The 18,976-nt window shown below is 59.3% G+C and carries 19 protein-coding genes; all 19 read right to left on the reverse strand.

All coding sequences use genetic code 11. The features are described from left to right. Window positions 1–18 precede the first annotated feature (18 nt). The 19 genes from G1C97_RS03200 to infC all read right to left on the reverse strand — a co-directional run bounded on the left by G1C97_RS03200 (window position 19) and on the right by infC (window position 18,941). Window positions 19–1,035, reverse strand: coding sequence for a glycosyltransferase family 2 protein (locus G1C97_RS03200; RefSeq protein ID WP_169240504.1), 1,017 nt, complete (start codon window positions 1,033–1,035; stop codon window positions 19–21). After that, window positions 1,032–2,063 (reverse strand): glycosyltransferase, encoded by a 1,032-nt coding sequence (locus tag G1C97_RS03205; RefSeq protein ID WP_169240505.1) that lies wholly within the window; start codon window positions 2,061–2,063, stop codon window positions 1,032–1,034. Before G1C97_RS03205 ends, G1C97_RS03200 begins: the two co-directional genes overlap by 4 nt. Next, window positions 2,060–3,241 carry a glycosyltransferase family 4 protein gene (locus tag G1C97_RS03210; protein ID WP_169240506.1) on the reverse strand — a complete coding sequence of 394 codons (1,182 nt, stop codon included), beginning with the start codon at window positions 3,239–3,241 and terminating at the stop codon, window positions 2,060–2,062. Before G1C97_RS03210 ends, G1C97_RS03205 begins: the two co-directional genes overlap by 4 nt. After that, window positions 3,238–3,867, reverse strand: coding sequence for a serine acetyltransferase (locus G1C97_RS03215; protein ID WP_169240507.1), 630 nt, complete (start codon window positions 3,865–3,867; stop codon window positions 3,238–3,240). The genes G1C97_RS03210 and G1C97_RS03215 overlap by 4 nt, the downstream gene beginning before the upstream one ends. Then, window positions 3,864–5,117 carry a hypothetical protein gene (locus G1C97_RS03220; protein ID WP_169240508.1) on the reverse strand — a complete coding sequence of 418 codons (1,254 nt, stop codon included), beginning with the start codon at window positions 5,115–5,117 and terminating at the stop codon, window positions 3,864–3,866. The genes G1C97_RS03215 and G1C97_RS03220 overlap by 4 nt, the downstream gene beginning before the upstream one ends. Beyond that, entirely contained in the window at window positions 5,110–6,822 is a 1,713-nt protein-coding gene (locus G1C97_RS03225; RefSeq protein ID WP_277348141.1) for a glycosyltransferase, read from the reverse strand. The genes G1C97_RS03220 and G1C97_RS03225 overlap by 8 nt, the downstream gene beginning before the upstream one ends. Continuing rightward, window positions 6,819–8,108: a glycosyltransferase gene (locus G1C97_RS03235; protein ID WP_169240509.1), complete on the reverse strand. Its 1,290-nt coding sequence runs from the start codon at window positions 8,106–8,108 to the stop codon at window positions 6,819–6,821. The genes G1C97_RS03225 and G1C97_RS03235 overlap by 4 nt, the downstream gene beginning before the upstream one ends. After that, on the reverse strand, window positions 8,105–9,652 hold the full coding sequence (locus G1C97_RS03240; RefSeq protein ID WP_169240510.1) for a tyrosine-protein kinase domain-containing protein: 1,548 nt from the start codon (window positions 9,650–9,652) through the stop codon (window positions 8,105–8,107). The genes G1C97_RS03235 and G1C97_RS03240 overlap by 4 nt, the downstream gene beginning before the upstream one ends. Beyond that, window positions 9,649–10,152, reverse strand: coding sequence for an HTH domain-containing protein (locus G1C97_RS12080; protein ID WP_205832501.1), 504 nt, complete (start codon window positions 10,150–10,152; stop codon window positions 9,649–9,651). Before G1C97_RS12080 ends, G1C97_RS03240 begins: the two co-directional genes overlap by 4 nt. A 407-nt stretch (window positions 10,153–10,559) precedes the next feature. Beyond that, the gene (locus G1C97_RS03250; protein ID WP_169240511.1) at window positions 10,560–11,123 is read right to left on the reverse strand and encodes an isochorismatase family protein; all 564 of its coding nucleotides are present in this window, start codon (window positions 11,121–11,123) and stop codon (window positions 10,560–10,562) included. Between the two features lies 1 nt (window position 11,124). After that, the gene (locus tag G1C97_RS03255; RefSeq protein ID WP_169240512.1) at window positions 11,125–12,579 is read right to left on the reverse strand and encodes a purine-cytosine permease family protein; all 1,455 of its coding nucleotides are present in this window, start codon (window positions 12,577–12,579) and stop codon (window positions 11,125–11,127) included. A 182-nt stretch (window positions 12,580–12,761) separates the two neighbouring features. After that, complete coding sequence (locus G1C97_RS03260; protein WP_169240513.1) at window positions 12,762–13,613, reverse strand: NUDIX hydrolase; 852 nt, start codon at window positions 13,611–13,613, stop codon at window positions 12,762–12,764. Window positions 13,614–13,726: 113 nt separating this feature from the next. Beyond that, a complete protein-coding gene (scpB, locus tag G1C97_RS03265; protein ID WP_169240514.1) occupies window positions 13,727–14,356 on the reverse strand; it encodes an SMC-Scp complex subunit ScpB in 630 nt (209 codons plus the stop codon). Then, window positions 14,356–15,249, reverse strand: coding sequence for a segregation and condensation protein A (locus G1C97_RS03270; RefSeq protein ID WP_169240599.1), 894 nt, complete (start codon window positions 15,247–15,249; stop codon window positions 14,356–14,358). The genes scpB and G1C97_RS03270 overlap by 1 nt, the downstream gene beginning before the upstream one ends. An 87-nt stretch (window positions 15,250–15,336) precedes the next feature. After that, window positions 15,337–16,176 carry a ParA family protein gene (locus G1C97_RS03275; RefSeq protein ID WP_165775804.1) on the reverse strand — a complete coding sequence of 280 codons (840 nt, stop codon included), beginning with the start codon at window positions 16,174–16,176 and terminating at the stop codon, window positions 15,337–15,339. 241 nt (window positions 16,177–16,417) lie between these two features. Next, window positions 16,418–17,359, reverse strand: coding sequence for a site-specific tyrosine recombinase XerD (gene xerD, locus G1C97_RS03280; protein ID WP_169240515.1), 942 nt, complete (start codon window positions 17,357–17,359; stop codon window positions 16,418–16,420). Between the two features lie 218 nt (window positions 17,360–17,577). Further along, entirely contained in the window at window positions 17,578–17,961 is a 384-nt protein-coding gene (gene rplT / locus G1C97_RS03285; protein WP_100495393.1) for a 50S ribosomal protein L20, read from the reverse strand. 52 nt (window positions 17,962–18,013) lie between these two features. Beyond that, window positions 18,014–18,208 (reverse strand): 50S ribosomal protein L35, encoded by a 195-nt coding sequence (rpmI, locus tag G1C97_RS03290; protein WP_100495392.1) that lies wholly within the window; start codon window positions 18,206–18,208, stop codon window positions 18,014–18,016. After that, complete coding sequence (infC, locus tag G1C97_RS03295; RefSeq protein WP_100495391.1) at window positions 18,189–18,941, reverse strand: translation initiation factor IF-3; 753 nt, start codon at window positions 18,939–18,941, stop codon at window positions 18,189–18,191. Before infC ends, rpmI begins: the two co-directional genes overlap by 20 nt. Between the last annotated feature and the right edge of the window lie 35 nt (window positions 18,942–18,976).

Genomic DNA, 18,976 nt, shown 5'->3' on the forward strand with positions numbered 1-18,976 from the left:
CACACCATGCGTATCGGCCTATCGCCCATCGGGAACCTCCCGCACGCCCATCAGGCTTCTCGCGGAGTGCCATGATCGCGCACACCATCTGAAGCAATACGGCATATGCCCGATCATCCAGATTTTCGCCTTGCGTGCCAGGGAAACCCGGACGTCGGCATATACCGCACGCGAATACCCGCGGATGACTCGCGCATACCGCCGTACCTCCTGCGGATATTCGCCTCCCATCAGGTAGGTGAACAGCACGTCGTAGCAACGCATTGTTCGATAGAGTGCAAGTGCCGCAGTGTCCTCGTATCCTTCCGCGTTCAGCCGTTCGCCAGTGAGCTCGGCGATGTCGATCTTGTCCTCGATCGTTCCTACGAAGTTGGCGCAAATCGATTGTTCACGGATGCGATAACGGTATAGCGGCCGCTCGTTCATATGCACCGTATGCGCTCGGTAGTAGGCGATGGCGTTGAAGTAATAGTCCTCACTGGTCAACCCCTCCGGAAAACGCAGCACCGATCCTCGTTCCAATACGCCCCGACGATACAACCGCCCCCATGCCGCATCGGGAATACGCCGACCGATATACAGCAGATCGAGAAGGGCCTGCAGACCGGTGTACCGACACGTCTCATATCGGGGCACGTCCAGCGTCGTCGTTCCGTCGTCCGAAACCACGCGCAGGCCGCATACCGCGACATCCGCTCGATACCGGCTCATATCGTCCATCAGCATGTCGATCATCGTTGCTTCGATGATGTCGTCGCTGTCCACGAATGCGACGTATTGCCCATGCGATACGGACAGTCCCGCATTACGTGCGGCGGATAGTCCTTGATTCGTCTGATGGATGGTACGGATACGAGCATCCTTCGCCGCCCACCGGTCGCACATTGCGGGACAGGCATCGTCCGACCCGTCATCCACGAGAATGATCTCCAGATTGCCGTAAGTCTGCCCCGTAACGCTGGCGACGCATTCGTCAAGATACGCCGCCACACGATAGACGGGAATAATCACGCTTACCACAGGCTGATCACTCATGATCTCGCCCACTCAATCGCACGCTGCAGCGTCCACCGGCACCGACCATACAGACTCAGTACAACGGGACTGTGCAACGACAGCGCCCACGCCGTCAACACGGTCACCGGATCCATGGCGTTTCGACATCGCCGCGCGGCATCATATACGGTCTTATCCCGTGCGATTTCCGCAATCATCGCGTGCCTCATCTGCATGTTCGCGGGATCGTACAGTCGTCCCACGATGACGCCCGTCTGATACACAAACAGGTCTCCAAGCATGTTGACGCATCGATCGTCCCATCCGCCTATCAGACGAAGCGTCTCCTCATACGCTATGCGACGATTACGGAACCGATCCCGACTCAGAGTGTTGCAGAGACTGTACGCACGAGACACATACCGGTACAGCAAGTCAGGGATGCATGCCATACGATCAGCCGCCACGATCAGCGTCAGATTGAACAGCTGATCCTCGCCGACATGGAACGTCTCGTCGAAACGCACATGGTTACGTTCGATGAATGACCGCTCGTACAGCTTGTTCCACACCGGATTCAGGTAGTACTGCCGCATCATGTCGAAAAGATGCGGCCTGATCTGTTCGTGGGATGTCGTCGCGGGCATGGTCATCGCATGCCGTCCGGTTTCCCGATAGACTCCTTTGGCATACCGTACGTTACGGTTGCCGCAGACCACCATCTGGCAATTCCGCGATGTCGCCAACCCCAGCATGGTCTGCATCATATGGGGTTCGGCGATGTCGTCCGGGTCCACAAAAGCGATATACTCACCCGCCGCCGCATCCAGTCCGGCATTGCGGGCGGAGGCCACGCCGCCGTTGCTCTTATGGATAACCCGTACCCGAGCATCCTTCCTCTGCCATTCGTCACAAACGCGCAAGCTGCCATCCGTGGATTCATCATCGATGAGAATGATTTCCATATTGCGGTACGTTTGGCACGTAATGCTGCTCATGCACCGGTCGAGGAATCGTTCGACGTTATAGACCGGTACGATGACGCTGACCAACGGTTGCCTGTTCATCCTTCCCGCTCCTTGTCGCCATACGCCGCAACATCATGCAGTAACGACATCCATTGCGTAAGAATCATGGATTCATCGAAGCGTTCCGCGCCATCCTGCGCATGCTGCGAGAACCGTCGCCGCAGCGCATCGTCGTCCGTCAACGGCTCCATGGCGTCGGCCATTGCCGGCACCGACAGCCCCGCGATCAACCGTCCGTTCACATTGTCCGCAACGATGTCCGACGGACCGGTCGGGCAGTCGAACGCGACGATCGGCACACGATACGCTTTGGCCTCCAGCAACACCATCGGCAGTCCCTCGTAGCGCGAAGTGAGTACGAACAGGGCAGCGCGGCGCATCCAACCGTCCATGTCGTCCGTTCGGCCGGCCAGGATCAGCCGACCATCCAAGTCGGCGTCCGCGATGCGCCGCTCAAGCAACGCCCGCTCCTCGCCCTCGCCGAGAATCACCCACCGCCAATCGGAATGTTTCGGCAGCACCCGTGCGGCCACATCCACGAGCAGGTCGAAACCTTTCTGGCGGGTCAGACGTCCGGCACTGAGGATGAGCCGGGAGCTGTCGTCGTAAACCGGTGTCGGTGTGACGACCGGCATTGGATTGGCGATGGCAGCGACCGGGCAACGCGGCGTGAATCGACGTTCGTACAACGCACGGTCGGTGCCGGTGAGCGTCACGATCGCATCGGCCCGGCGTGCTGCCCAACGTCGCGTCAGCTTGCGGTATGGCACACCCGGATTGGTCAGGCAATTGAAATGCTCCCATGAGATGACCTGAACGCCAGCCAGACGTTTTACCGGCAACGCGTACATGTCAAGAATGCCGTCAATGTCGATCAGCACATCGATATGCTGCTGCCGAACGAGGGTGACCAACCGCCGCACAGTAGCGAAATAACGCCATATGCCATGCGAGACGGCCGGGTAGAGCGTGAAACGCCGTATGCGGGCATCAATGGGGAAAGCAGGCGCGGCACGTTCCTCGAACAGGCTCACGATAGAGATACGGGTCCGGGCGGCACCACGGACGCCCTGACTGGAACGAGACGCATCAAACGCCTCGGCCAGAGCACCGGCAAGCCATGTGGCGACGCGCTCAGTGCCGCCCGAACGAGTGATGTCGCCGGAGAAGAACGCGATATGCGGTGCACGGCGACATGAAGCGCTACAGTCGTTCATCTCAAGCCCTTCTCCCCGACCGCGTATTGGTCGTCGGATTCCATTGGAGCCACAAGATGATGGCAATACCCCTCGGTGGCCCGGTCTCGCGCGATGATCTGTATCGGATTGCCGAGTGCGATGCTGTGGTCCGGTACATCGCGATTGACGAAGGCATTCGGCGCGATCAGCACATCGTTGCCGATATGCACCGCGCCGACAATCACCGCGTTCGGCCCCACCCACACGCGATTGCCGAGCACGGGAGCACCACGACGGCTGCCACGGTTCTCCTGCCCGATGACGACACCGGGACTGAGATTCACGTTGCTGCCCAGCCGAGCCTGTTCATTGACGATGATCGTTCCTCGGTGTCCAAGAAACAGGCCTGCGCCGATGCGAGCGCCATAGCCGATCTGGAAACCGGTTTTGCGGGAGGCCACGAGCAGACGCAGCCGATACCAGCAATATGCCGGACCGTGTCGATGAGCTTGCGCCTTGCGCAGCAGACGGGTGTATCGGAATCCCCATTGCACCAACCACGTCCGTATCAGATCTTCGTTGGTGACGGAACCGGCATAACGGTAGCAGTCGGAGCGAATCAGGCGGTCCAGTTCACGAATGCCGCAATGTTCTTTCCTCATCATTCACCGCCCTTCATCGCCAGCGGCACCGCCGTTCTCTCGTACCGGGTCGAGAAGCTGTTCACCCCGGCGACCGGCATCTGCTGATACCGGTTCAGCACCAGCAGATGCAGCACAGGGAAGGTGGCTGCTTCGTGGCGCGTCCATGAGCCAAAGTCAGGCTCGAAGATGAACGAAGCGAGCACATAGCCAAGGAACACGCATAGGGCGAGCAACAGCGCCGGGTCCCGGATCTCGTTGACCTGACGCAACAGATTCACCAAATATGCGCTCACCATGAGTTGGAATACGAAGAACGGCAGATAGTATGCTCCGCGCATCGCCAGTTCCACCGGAACCATCATGCGCAGCGCGTTGATCACATAATTGACCATGAATACCGGCAAGCCCTCGCCGGGCACCAGATTGCGTATATAGGTGGAGGAATCGGCGTTGCCGTCCATCACCTGATCGTAGCCATCACGCAACGTCATCACTTGTGCATAGTCAGCAGGCATCACACGGGCGGATACAGCCAGCATCACCCCTACGGAAGCAATCATCAGTGCAATGATCGCCGCCACATGAGCCGACCCCAGCCGTTGTTTTTTGGCGCGGAATGCGAACAATATCGCATACACGGCCAGCACCAGTGCGGCGATCAGCACGTAATAGGCACGGAAAAACAGGCTTTCGGCATACAGAATCACCGCGGCGAGCACAATCCTCACGGCTGTACGCCGAATCGGCATGGTCAGCACCAGATACACAGCCAGGAAAACCATGAACTGGATGATGTCTTTGCCGATGGTGAACACGTAGATGTTCAGCAATCCCACCGTGGCCAGCAGGAACATCAGCTGCGCCATGTCCGGCGCGTCGGCGCGTAACATCAGCCACAGCATCACCACAGTGAAGATCACGCCCATGGACACCGACCAGCCGATCATCGTATCGATATCGAATACGTTGATTGCAGCGAACAGATCCGCGGCGATACGGTACGATCCTCCCCATGCGGCCAATGGGCTGGATTGGCCAGTGGACATGGCAAGAATGCGGTTGTTGTCGTAGAAGTATTTTGGCGGCAGTACGAATGCGACCATGAGTTTCGCCACAACCATCACCAGCGGAGTACCGATGATAAGCAGGTTACGCATCCGCTCCCCCACGGCCGATCGACGCATTCGATGAGCGCGCCGATCATGGGAGGTCGTCACGTATTCATGCCGGTACTGGGGGCGCATTGACCGGGTGGCACGCCGATCATTCATCACGGTCGCCTTCCACTTCGGTCAGCGCCTTCAGATAGAAATCCTGCATCCGGCGCGCATTGGAGACGATGTCATACCCGGCACGCGTCACCAGAGAAGCTCCTTCAATACGCCATGACGTGCCCTTGTTCGATCCGGCTTGGTCAAGAATGACCTGCGCCCAGCGATCGGCTGGCTCGCACAATGCCAGCGAACGCACTCGACCGGTCACATCGCATTCGGCGGGCACAGCGCTGGAAATCACGCAGGGCAGACCGGCCGTCTGCGCCTCGATCATCGTGACCGGCAGTCCTTCATACAGGCTGGGCAGCACGAATACGTCCATGCCTTGCATAAGCCGTGGCACATCGCTGCGCACGCCCAGGAAACGCACCGCGTCGGCGATGCCGAGACGTTCGGCCTTGCGCCGCATCTCATGCTTGAGCCGGTCGTCCTGTTCGCCGCCACCGATCAGCCATAGCACACTGTTCGGGTGCATGCGATGCACGGCCTCGAATACGTCCAATAGGAACGTATGGTTCTTCTGGGGGAAGAACCGGCCGACATGGCCCACCACCAGCATCTCGGAATCCTCGACGCCGAGTTCGCGTCTGACTTGGGCGGCAATGTCGGGATCATACCGATATTGCGCGGTGTCTATGGCGTTGTGCAGCAACGTCATCTGCGAGCGCCGGGCGCGGCCGAACAGCCATTCGCCTGCTTCACGCCCGCATGCGAACTGATGCGTGGCATATTTGCCTAGGCGCAGACGCAGACGGAAATACTCGCGGAACACCAGTTTCGCATCAACACCACGTGGACGGTTGTGTGCATGGGCGATACGCACCGGAATTCCTTCTTCAGCCGCGATACGCAACGGGAAATAGCTGCGCTCCTCAAGATTGGAATGGATGATGCGATACTCGGGATGCTGTTTGAGGAATGCTCTGAACTCGCGCTTGTACCGGGCGAAGCTTTGCGGGTACATCGGGCACATGCGCCAGACTCGACCGCCAAGCTCTTCGAACTCATCCTCGTAGGCACCGCGCCACGGCCGGTTGACGAGCACGTCATATACGACTTTGCTGCGATCCATATGACGCAGATAGTTCATTGTCATGGTTTCCGCGCCGCCGCGATCCATCACCGTGTCCAGTACCAGCACCCGCACCGGGCCCGCACCGTGGGAGGCGGCATCTGCACCATTCGCCTGTTCGCCAGCTTCGGCAATGGGAGCGGAGAATGCGATGCGTTCGATCACGTTCTGTTTCGACAGTTTGACCAGCGAGCCGGAGGGGATGGAATGGTCGATGACGCAGCCGGCCCCGACCACGCAATTGTCGCCGATGGTCACACCTTTGAGAATGGTCGCGTTCGAGCCGATCCAGCAATGACGACCGATTCGTACCGGATCAATGCTGTATCCCTGATCCTTGAACGACATCTGGGGTTCGGAAAATCGATGGTTGTGGTCGTAGACGAGCACATTCTCACCGAACACCGTGCCGGCTCCGATACGAATCTCACGCATGGCATGCAATGCGCATCCGTTGTTGAAGAACACGTCATCGCCGATCACGATCCGGCCGTCACCGTCTACGGTGGCACGGAAGCCGTGACGCATATGCACGGCCTTGCCCCAGCGGATTTTGCGACCATAGATCAGTCGATACAGCAGTTTGGTCAGCAGTCCGACGAGACGATACCACATCTTGACCAGCGTCATTGCTCCCCCGTTTCCGTCACGAAACGTGTCTTGTTCCATTTCGCGACTGCTGTGAACGAGGACGACGCGGATCCATACCGTATGGATTCGTGCCGTACGGCCTTATCCTGCACCGACTCATACTGTTCGGTAATATCCGTCAACATGTTCTCGATGCGGAATCGCGTGCTGAAGTCCTTACGAATGTCATCCGCTGTAGGTGGGTTCATCAGCAGACGCTCCACTGCCGCGGCCCCGGCATCGACATCCTCCACCGGGAACGTCCAACCATTAACCCCTTCCCGGACAACGTCTTCGTTACCGGTCACAGCGCTTGCCGCAATCGGCACACCGGCACGAACCGATTCGATAAGCGAATACGGTAGACCCTCATACAAGGAGCACAGCAGAGACACATCGAATGCGCCTACGATCAGGTCAGCGTCATCCCGTTCACCGAGAAAATGCACATTATGTTCGATGCCGCTTTCGATGCAGAATGCGCGTACTTCGGATTCCAACGGACCGGATCCTACAAACGCAACGTGTACGTGAGCATCATGCGCAATCAGCCGCTGGGCGATACGTGCCGCCGTCATCGGACATTTCTGGTCCACCAGACGCGCCACGACCCCGACGATAGGAACATGCTGAGGCAGACCAAGCCGCTCCCGTATCACGGTTTTGTGAGGTAACATGACGTCAGTCAACCCATTGATCACCACATGGAATCGGTCCGGCCGGCCCAAGCGATGCTTCAACGCTTCACGGCGTTCCCCGGCGGACACATTCAAGGTGCGCGTAGTGGCCACGCGCGCCAATATCAACTCCACCGCCACATACAGATGCCGTTTCCATGACTTCACCTGTGGCGATTGAAACGCATAGGCGTGCGGCGTATAGAACACGGCAGGCACGCGGCATAGCCACGCCGCCGTACGCCCTATCGCCCCACCTTTCGTACTGTGGCAATGCACGATATCCGGACGGACACGACGAATCACGCGCACCGTTTCGATAAACGCCCGCAGATCACGCACGGGATCGATTTCCCGGCATAGATCGTCGCATCCGATCAGATGGGCGCACTGTTGCAGTTGTGCAATGCGCGATCTGAAATACGCATCCACACGTCCTGTGCCATAGAGCAACGTCGCATCGAATCGTGAATGGTCAAGTCCGGCTATCAGATCGGCCACATGCCGTCCGCAACCGCCCATGGCTTCTTGGACGATCAGTACACGCAGTCGGGCGTCTCCACGATCAGCGACTGCCGTGCCGTCATGCCTCTTCGTCGTGTTCATCATGGTCTCCCGGTCAAGGCACCGGCCGCCAATTGGTCAGCCGGCGCAACCGTGGGGCCGTTTCTGGTTTCGGGGATAGGACCGATCTCGGGATGAGCCTCACGCTCGTTTCCGCTACGGCGCTTCGTCCCTCCGTAGTATTTGTCATGGGTTTTCACCGCCCCACGGTCCTGATCGGCGAAATTCCAGATAACGCCCACAGGCTGTACGTTGATGATTTCAAATTCGCGGTCCATGTCCCGCAGCTGGGAACGATCGGACAGGCCTCGCCCAGCGACCAGCACCAGTTTCGCTCCTTCTTTGGCGAATACGGCGGCATCGTTGGCCACCGTCATCGGTTCGGCGTCCACGATCACCCATTCGTATTGCCGAGATACCTCGTGCAGCAAGGTGCGCATGGATTGGGAGTTGATCAGAATTCCGGGGTTGGCTACTCGCCGGCCCGCAGGCAGCACGTGGAATCCCGGTTTCCAATACTGTCTTGCGGCGGAGCGCATATCGACCTGACCGGTCAGCAGGTGGCTCAATCCCACCTCATCGGCCAGGCCAAGCCGCTGCGCGATGGACGGGTGACGGAAATCCGCGCCGATAAGCAGCACCCTGCGCCCCTGTTCGGCGAATGCCGCCGCCAGTTCGATCGACAGCGTCGTCTTGCCTTCGCCCGGGCCATACGACGCGATGACGAACACATTGGACAATTCGGTGCGATCGGGAACCACGAAGGTCAGGTTGGAGGCGATGCGCCGGATCATCTCCGCCTCCAAGGTGTCGGAGGACCGAATGATCACGGGGACACCCGGTTGGAAGGATGACGACTTGGGTACCGTGCCCAACAATGGCGCGTGCAGCAGCCGTTGCACCTCGGATGCCCGTCGAATCCTGTTGTCGCACAGTTCACGAACGATGCCGGCGAAACATGCCAACGCGCACGCGGCCAGTCCCCCGACGCCGATGATCGCCTTGGTGTTCGGAGATGACGGTGTCTTTTCCGCCTCGGCCTTGTTCACGATGGACAATCGCAAGTGGGAGGGAATGTACAGGTTCGTATCGCTGCGATTCGGCGACGCCAGCTGACTGGCCAAGCTCGATGCAGCGGCGTTCGCGATGTCCGCCGCATGCTGCGCCTGCTCGTCCGTGGCGGTGATCGTGACGAAATATCCGTCGGACACGGCTGCGCTCAGGCTCTTCTCCAGTCCTTGGGATGACGGCAAACCAAGCTGGTCAGCCGCACCATCCAGCACAGCCGGCGTAGTGACCAGCGCGGGGATCAACGACAACTGCTGGTTCACATATTCGCTTGGCGTGTATTGGAATGACGAGTCTCCGATTACGCCCGAAGTTGCCGGCTCACTGGCTCCGGTGTCATCCACCGGACCATCGGCGGCGGCGCCCTCCCCGCTGAAGCTGATGTACACGCGCGTCGTCGCGGAATACACCGGCACCTGCACATAGAGGTATACGGCAATAACGGCAGCCGCCGCGATCAGCACCACCAGCTCGAATCTCCACCGTCTGCGGAGCGTAGAGATTATGTCCTGAATGCTCATGATGCACGCTCCGCCCCTGTCCCGGCATCGGAATCTTGATCGAGCATGTCCGTATGGATGGAGCGTCCGGATAGTCCCGCACGCCTCAACTTGCGATAATCCGCATGCAATTGATTGAGCTGGTCCTCCAGCGCCTGGATTCTGCGTGCCTGCAGCACGATGATGCGTTCGTCTTCCTTCACCCGCTGGCGCAGTTGCGATTCGTTTTCAACGCCTGATGTCATCGAACGGTGACGATAATCGTTATGTGCGCCGGACGCTACGCCATCATTGCGCCATCGGGCGATGCACCGTTCGATGCGCTTGTGGCCGATGATCTCCGGGCCAAGTCCGGCCTCGCGAAAAATCTTGGTACTGGATTCGCCGTTCCAATATCGACGCATGCATTCCTCACGAAACGCCATGGTATATGTGATTCGCGTTTCGGTGACTCGTGAAACCGCAGCGAGCGAACGCAGATATCGGCGCTCCTCGTCGGTGAACCTGCCGCTAGCCATCATGAACCCCTATGCACAGCAAGATACGAAGATTCCCGATTGCCGAACGACGGTAGATGCCCTTATAACAGGCGTTTGTATTTCTGGAAGGAAGGATGCCATAAAAAGCACCCCCCCCCCGAGCAATTTCATATCGACAACACATGATATTCACCACTCGTTCCCGCTCGTACCAACATCGGGGCCAAAAGTTAAGAGACGTACTACTGTAACCCTTCAGCTCTGTTTTCGGGGGTATGGGGCTTGACAGGTATTGCAATTATTGGCGTGTCCATAAGGGGGATAAACCGTCGAAATATGAGACATGACATATGCCTGACCGTTCATGCCAGCGGTTGCCGAGTGTCGATAGGTATAAAATATGGCCTGCACGTCAAGCGTGCAGGCCATATAGCCAAGAAAGGCACCGATCAGCCGAGTACGGCAGCCGAATCGGTGATGGTGATCAGCGGCGCGAACAACGCCATCGTATCGAGAGCCCGTTGATGGTTCTCAGGGCTGGAACCGGCGCATGCGTCAGCCACCACACGTACGGCGACGCCGGCGTCCGCGGCGGCCAATGCGGTAGTGATCACACAGCAGTCGGTGGCGACTCCCGCAAGCGCAATCTTCTTGGCCCCGCCGATCGCCTCGGACAACGCACTGCCCCACTTACCGAACGTATCACGGCTCACAATCGGATGGCCTGCGGCAAGCGCGGCCGTATCCTCAGTCAAGTCGTACATCGGATCATCCGGGGGAACCAGGAACTGCGGCCAGTCTTTGAAGTAGTCCACCCATGCGTCCAATGCGGGCGTGGGTGCCACGTAACGGGTGTAGGCTACACGATCCCCGTAAGCCCTGGCGAGCGCGGCGAACGGAGCGTCAGTAGTGTGGAATGAGCCATCGGGGCAGGCCCAGTCGGACCAGTCGGACTCGGCGAACACTTTCTGACGGTCGATGACGACCAGCCATTCATCGGACGGAATTGCCATGTCAGTTCTCCCCTTCCTGTGCTTCCTGAGCTGCGATGTCGCCACGCTGGAACAGCACTGCGCCCACAAAACCAATCACCAAGGCCACGATCACACCGAGGTTGGCGGACGCCCAAGCGCCTTCCTTGCCTCCGAAAAGTCCAAGGAAGTATCCTTGCCATTCGAGCCAGCTGGCGGAGGTATTGACCACAAGGCCCCAACCAAGCAACGTGCCGACCACGAGAATCACCAAGGACTTCACGTTCCACGCACCGTAGCGACCATCGGCCTTGTATAGGTCTTCGGTGTTGTAGTCCTTGTTGCGCAGCAGCACATCGGCGATGAACAGACCGGTCCACACGGCCATCGGTACGCCCAGAGTGATGAGGAAGCCCTGGAACGGGCCGATGAAGGTATCCGAGAAGAAGGTGACGTAGACCACGCCAAGCACAGTCAGGGCCGCGGTCAATCCGGCGGCGGCCACGCGCGGCAGCTTGATGCCGAAGCTCAGCAAAGCCAGGCCATTGGAATAGTTATCCATAATGGCACCGGACATGAGACCGAGCACCGCCACGAGAGTGAACGGCACAAGGTACCAGGTCGGCAGAATGGAAGCCATGGCACCGATCGGGTCATTGCCCACGGCTTCGGAGAGCTTCTGGTTGGATACGGCCAGCAGACCACCGTAAATGACGAGCAGCACCGGGGCCAGCGAGGCGCCGAACGTGGACCAGAATACGATGCCGGCGTTGGAGGACTTGCGCGGCAGATAGCGGGAGTAATCGGCTGCCACGTTCACCCAGCCCAAGCCGAAGCCGGTCATGACGAACAGGAATGCGCCCAGCACTGCCGGAGCGGAGCCGGCCTGAGACGCGCCGACTGCGGCGAAATCAATGTGAGACCAGCCGAGAACCAAGAAACCGATGGTCACCACACCGCTGATCACGGTAATGGCCTGCTGCGCTTTCATGATGAGGTCGTAGCCGAAGATGCCGGCGACCACCACAAGCCCCACCACGATGATGGTGGAAATGATCTTCGGCGCGGCACCGGTTCCCCAGCCGAGACGCTGGAATGTGGAGGCAAGCGCCAGCACGGCGGTGGTGGTCAGCGAGATCTCCCAACCGAGTGTGGCAATCCAGCTCAGCACGGACGGGACCTTGGCTCCCTCGACGCCGAAGGTAGCGCGTGTGATGACCATCGTCGGAGCATTGGCGCGCTTGCCGGCGATGGATACGATGCCCACCAGCAGGAACGAGACGACAATACCCAGGATGGCGGCGAGCGTCGCCTGCCAGAACGAAATACCGAAGCCAAGCGCCCATGCACCGTACGACATGGCGAGCACGGAGATGTTTGCGGCGAACCATGGCCAGAACAGATCCTTCGGGCTGCCGTGGCGGTCGGACTCGGCGATGGTGTCGATGCCCTGCTCCTCCACGGAGAGCGCGGAGCTCTTCTCCTTGGCGTCACTCATAGTGAACCTTCTTCTCTTGTTTTCCTTGTGTTTTGGTTATGTTGATTTGGCTAAGAGTCATTGCTGCCGATTTGATGCCGCGATTGAGACCGTGCGAGGCACATGCGTTGTCTCTCACTGGATTCGCGTTTGCCTCGGATTGCGATCATTCCGCTTGTGCGTCCACGCTGCGCACAGGCGAGTCACCCGTGCGCAGCGGGAATCAACGGAGACAAGGCGTCGTCGGCATGAGTCGTGGCATGCTCCGCTTCATGATCGATCTGCGAATCGGCGGACTCGATCATGTCTTGGCGGGAGTACGTTGAAGCATTCCCCTGCCATGGCGAAGCGATGCCCAGAGTGTCCGAAGGCACATACCGATAGACCGCGGCAGGACGCTGTCGCCCTTCACGCACTTTCCGACCGGTATCTTCAAGGTCACCGGAGGCAAGCATCTTGCGGCGGAAATTCGCCAGATCAAGGCTTTGACCGGCGATGGCCTCATAGACGCCATGCAACTGACGCAACGTGAAAGTGGGTCCGAGCAGACGGGTAGCCACATCCGAATACTCGATTTTGGAACGAAGACGAGCCAACGCGTAGTCGATGATGTCACGATGGTCGAAGGCCAACGGTGGCAAATCGTCTTCCGGGAACCAACGCACGTTGTCGTCGTCCTCGGCATCCACCGCCTCACGTTGCTCGACCAGCGCCCAGTACACGATGGAAACCATCGGCAGCCCGCCATGCGAACGTGCCGGGTCTCCGAACGTGTACAACTGCTCCAGATAGCGAGGATGCAGGGACGTGGTGGATTCCAGCGCCATGTACGCGGATTGCTCCAAAGAACGGTCCGCCCTCAAATCCCCTCCCGGCAGCGCCCAGCAACCGAGAAACGGCTGACGAACCCGTCTGACAAGCGGCAGCCACAGCTGGCAATGCGATGCGGAAGTATCGCGAACGTCATGCGAGCGAGGACCGAGTGCGAGAATCACCACGGATACGCCAATTTGCGGCGGCGCGTTGCGGCGTTCGGATACGTTGCCGAATCCCATGCCATGCCTCCTTCCGGCGAGCCTTCCCCCTGGTAGGACAGCATAGCACTAGTTATAGTCACTATGACTATAACTAGTCGAATATGAGACAGGACGTGGCGAGCAATCGCACGTCAATCGTCCGCACGGCCCGGCTGCATCACCGGCTCATCCCCGGTGACATCGTCCACGGGCGGTAGGAATGGTGCCAGCGAGGGCAGGTCATCAAGCGACGTCAGTCCCATCTTGTCCAGAAACAGGGCGGACGTCGTCAACAGCGCGGCATGGGAGTCGGGATCGACGCCATCTTCCTTGACCAGACCGCGTACGGTCAGCGAGCGGATTACGCCATCCGAGTTAACGCCACGGATGGCGGCGACCTGCGCACGGGTCACAGGCTGTCGATACGCGATAATGGCCAATGCTTCAAGAGCCGCCTGACTGAGACGAGCGGTCTGACCATCGGTGACGAACGCTCCGACCAAAGGCTCATAGGCGGCACGGCTGGCGAACTGCCAACCGCTGGCGGTCAGACGTAGTTCAAAACCGCGCGGGCGAACGCCTTGTTCCGGGTTGCCTTCGTATTCCTCGCGGAGGGATTCCAGTGCCAACTCCACGGTACGCGCTCCGCAACCGAGTATGCGAGCCAGATCGGCTGAGGTCTGCGGCTCATCGGCGGCCATCAATATCGCCTCCAAACAGGCGGGCAGCCCACCGGGATATTCACCGGCGACAGAATTCGTGGCGAAAGTCTGCTGATGCATCAGGCGAAATCCTCCTCACTGACTGCGCCGTACCCGTCATCGTCGTCATGCACGCCGGGCACCCAGCGTAACCGAAGATCCTCGAACGGCCCATCTTGCCGGTATCGCAACGACCCTTGTTTGAAGAACAACAGTATGGCCATGAATCGAGCCACCACTTCGATACGCGTCGTGCAATCGGCGGTAAGTTCGCGGAAACTCAACGAGCCGGCATTATCATCGCCGCCATCCGGTCCACCGTGGTCCGCGTTCTCCTGCTCCAGCGCGGCTTTGAGCCGTTCGCGTACCAGCAAGGACTGCGCACGCAGATCAACCAACGGCACATGAAGCTGGTGGACGGACACCTGCTGCACAGGTGCGTTGGCGATCACGCGCGCGGCAAGACGCGCCAGCTCGTCCGCACTCACCGTCCAGACGAGTTCGGGCAGCAGCGCGGCCACGGTGTCATCCACTATGGCGGGATGCGGGAACCGGCCGGCATTGGCGGCCATACGCGCACTGAAATCGCCGGCGGCTTGTTTGTAGGCACGGTATTGCAGCAATCGCGCGAACAGCAGATCCCGTTCTCGCAAGGCTGCGAGGCTTTGCTCGTCACGTTGGCCTTCCTGTCCGGAAGGCAGCAGTGCGGCGCTTTTGGCCTCTACCAGGATCGAGGCCACATCCAGAAAAGCGCTGGCCTCGTCCATGTTGCGCGTGAAGTCCAATGCGCGCACATAGGTCAGGAATTCCTCGGTGATTGAGGACAGCGACACTTCGGTCAGCTCCAGCCGATTGTTGGCGATCAAGCCGAGCAGCGCATCGAACGGACCGGAATAGACCGGCAAATCCACGCGGAAACCGATGGTCGGCGAGCCAGCAGCATCATCATACTGGGAGGCAAACGCGTCAGACATGGCAGAACCGTTCATCGACGCTTCTTTTCCGCTCTTGTCGGTTCAGCCACATACTCGACCCGCCATCTGCCATCGCAGGCAGCAGGTTCAGGCCACAATGCCACGGGCCACAAGCTCTCGCGCGACCTCACGGTATTCCTTGGCGGTTTTATGCTCGGGGGCGAACACCACCACGGGAGCCGCGGCCACCGTGGAATCCGGCAGTTTGATGGAACGGGAGATCACCGTGTGGAAGACCTTGTCTTGGAATGCCTCGTAGATGCGTTGGCAGACCTCTTCGCAGTGCAACGTCTTGGTGTACATGGTCACCAGCACGCCGTATACCTCCAGCGACGGATTGATACGGGACTGTACCTTTTCGATGGATTGCATCAGCAGGGCCACGCCTCGCAAAGCGAAGAACTCTGCGGCGACGGGGATGATCACACCGTCCGCGGCGGTCAACGCGTTGACGGTGAGCAGACCGAGCGAGGGCTGGCAGTCAACGATGATGAGATCGTATTCGTTCTTGAGTTTACGCAGCACACCGGCGAGAATCTGCTCTCGCCCCACTTCGGTAACCAGTTGGACTTCGGCGGCGGACAGGTCGATGTTCGCCGGAATCACATCGATGTTCTCGAACGCCGTGTGTTGTATCACATCGTGCGGGTCCACGGAAATGTCGAACAGGGCCGTATAGATGGTATTCTCCACGGCGTTCGCGTTGATGCCCAACCCCACGGTGGCGGCACCCTGCGGATCGAAATCCACGATGAGTACGCGGCGGCCATATTGGGCCAACGCGCCGGCGATGTTGATGGAACTGGTGGTCTTGCCTACGCCGCCCTTCTGATTGCACATGGCGATGACCCGCGCCGGGCCATGCTGCTGCAGGGGTGCAGGGGCAGGGAAGGTTTCGTATTCACGTCCAAGCTGATCGGTAGGCATACCGTCTACCTTATCAACATCCTCGCCATGAGGTGGAGCAACGACATACGTTCCCGCCATAGGCAAAGTCCCCTGACGGAAATCCTCTCCTCGATCGTCGCGCCAATCACCCATGCCAGCCTCGTCTCCTCGCCGAACACACCGCTCACCACTCATCCAGACTACTCGTGGGGCTCGGCCAGTGATCCAGGGACTTATTGCATATGCGATTCCTGTGAGCCCGCTACCGCTTACAAACCTCTTAACGGGCACGCGGATGGGCCATGAGGTACGCCTCGATGAGATGTTCCGGGCTCACATGCGTATATATCTGCGTGGTGGTCACGCTGGCATGGCCAAGCAGCTCCTGCACCGTGCGCACGTCTGCCCCGCCCTGAATGAGGTGGGTGGCAAAGGAGTGGCGCAGTGTGTGCGGGTGCAGCGGACGGGTGATGCCGGCCTTCTCCCCCGCTTCCTTGACCACTTCCCAAATGGATTGGCGGGAGATGCGGCGGCCGCGTTTATTGAGGAAAACAGCGCGCCGTTCGGGGACTTTTGCCGTGGTACGGCGTTCCAGCTCTCCTCGCGCGGCATTGAGGTACCTGGTCAGCGCCTCGCATGCGTATCCGCCGATGGGCACGAGCCGTTGTTTGGATCCCTTGCCCATGAGCCGGGCGACATGTTCCGTCAAGTCGATGTCGTCGAGGTTCGCGCCGGCGGCTTCCGAAACACGGCAGCCGGTGGCATACATGAATTCAAGCAACGCCTTGTTGCGCAGCTGAACGGGATCGGCGCTCACGCCGGCTGCGGTTTCGTCAGGCAGAACCGCATCGAGCAGACGCGCCACTTCATCGACGCTCAATACGTCCGGCAGTGTGGATATTCCTTTGGGTGCCTTGATCGAAGCGGAGACATCATCCGAGACCATGTGTTGGGCTAGGGCGAAACGATGGAATTCATGCAATGAAGCGAGACGCCGTGCTTTGGAACGGGCGGATTCCCCTGCGATATCCAGCGCGGCGACGTAATCTTCCACATCCTGTCTGCCGATGTCTTCCGGGTTGCTGATGCCACGGGATTGCAACCAGCCCACGTATTTGGTGATATCCGACTTGTAGGCACCTACCGTGGCGTCGGCCAGTCCCCGTTCCACTCCGATGTGGACGAGGAACTGTTCGGTAAGTCTGTCGAAACTGCTGGTCATGAGGTCCTATGGTAGGTCATACGGTCATACGGTCATACGGTCATACAACCACATGTTCTTTCGGAAGAATACGCGTGCCATCTGCCGGTGTGCGTTGCGCAAAGGCATCGAGAACCGTGGGCAGAATCCTCTGAAGGGCAACGGATATGATAAGACCCCGCGTAGTGCGGGGTCTTATCAAGATATCAGCCTATAAGCAATCCACTGGATTGTCCGTTTCACGCCTCAGCAGGAGCGTTGACATCCTCAGGCAGAGCGGCCTTGGCAGCCTCGACGATGGTCTTGAAGGTCTCGGCATCGGAAACGGCGATCTCGGCGAGAGCGCGACGATCCAGCTCGATACCGGCCAGACGCAGGCCCTGGATGAAGCGGTTGTAGGTGATGCCCTCAGCGCGGACGGCAGCGTTGATGCGCTGGATCCACAGCTTGCGGAAGTCACCCTTGCGAGCCTTGCGGTCGCGGAAGTTGTAGTTAAAGGAGTGCAGCAGCTGTTCCTTGGCCTTGCGGTACAGGCGGGAGCGCTGGCCACGGTAGCCGGAAGCCCTCTCCAGAACAACGCGACGCTTCTTGTGGGCGTTCACTGCGCGCTTGACACGTGCCATAATCTATTCCTCAGCTTTCTAAAGTCTTATTCGTTCTTGTGAGAGTTCTGGCTCATTTGCCCAGCAGCTGCTTGAGCTTCAGGGCGTTGCCACCGCGCAGCACGTCGTCGGCAGACAGCATGCGGCGCTTGCGAGCGGACTTGTGCTCAAGGTTGTGACGCATGGCGGAACCGACGTGCTTCACCTTGCCGGTGCCGGTGATCTTGACGCGCTTGGAAGCGGCGGAATTAGTTTTCATCTTCGGCATTGCTGCCCTCCTTGCTGGTTTGCTTCTTCGTTTCGGAAGTCACGGGGGAAACCGAGGCCTTCGCCTCAGCCACGGCCTGGGCCTGCGCCTCCTGCTTGGCAGCCAGGCGAGCGGCCTGACGAGCCTGACGCTCGGCGCGGGACTCCGCACCACGACGGCGCTGCTCGGACTGCGTATGCACCTTCTTGCCCTTCGGAGCGAGGGTCATGATGATGTTGCGACCCTCCTGCTTCGGCTTGGACTCGATGGTGCCGAACTCCGCCACATCGTCAGCCAGACGCTGCAGCAGTTCCACACCGCCAATGGGGCGGGAGATTTCACGGCCACGCAGCATGATGGTGACCTTGACCTTGTCGCCGCCGTTCAGGAAGCGGGTCACATGACCCTTCTTCACATCGAAATCGTGGTCGTCGATCTTCAGGCGGAAACGGATTTCCTTGATTTCCGCGGTGCTCTGGTTGCGGCGAGCTTCACGAGCCTTGATCTTCTCGTTGTACTTGAACTTGCCGTAGTCGATGAGTTTGGCGACCGGAGGCTTCGCGTTGGGGGCCACCTCGACGAGATCGAGGTTAGCCTCCTTGGCCAGGTTCAGCGCGACGGTGGTCGCGATGACGCCGACCTGCTCACCCTTAGGGCCGATCAGACGTACCTGCGGGACGCGAATCTCGTCGTTAATACGTGGTTCGTCGCTGATGATGACTCCAATCCTCTGCTGTTCCTCGCGAGGCTCCATCAGAAAGTCATACAAAGCTTCAGATCCATGGCAAG

Source organism: Bifidobacterium olomucense, from assembly GCF_012932375.1.
Classification (GTDB): Bacteria; Actinomycetota; Actinomycetes; order Actinomycetales; family Bifidobacteriaceae; genus Bifidobacterium; species Bifidobacterium olomucense.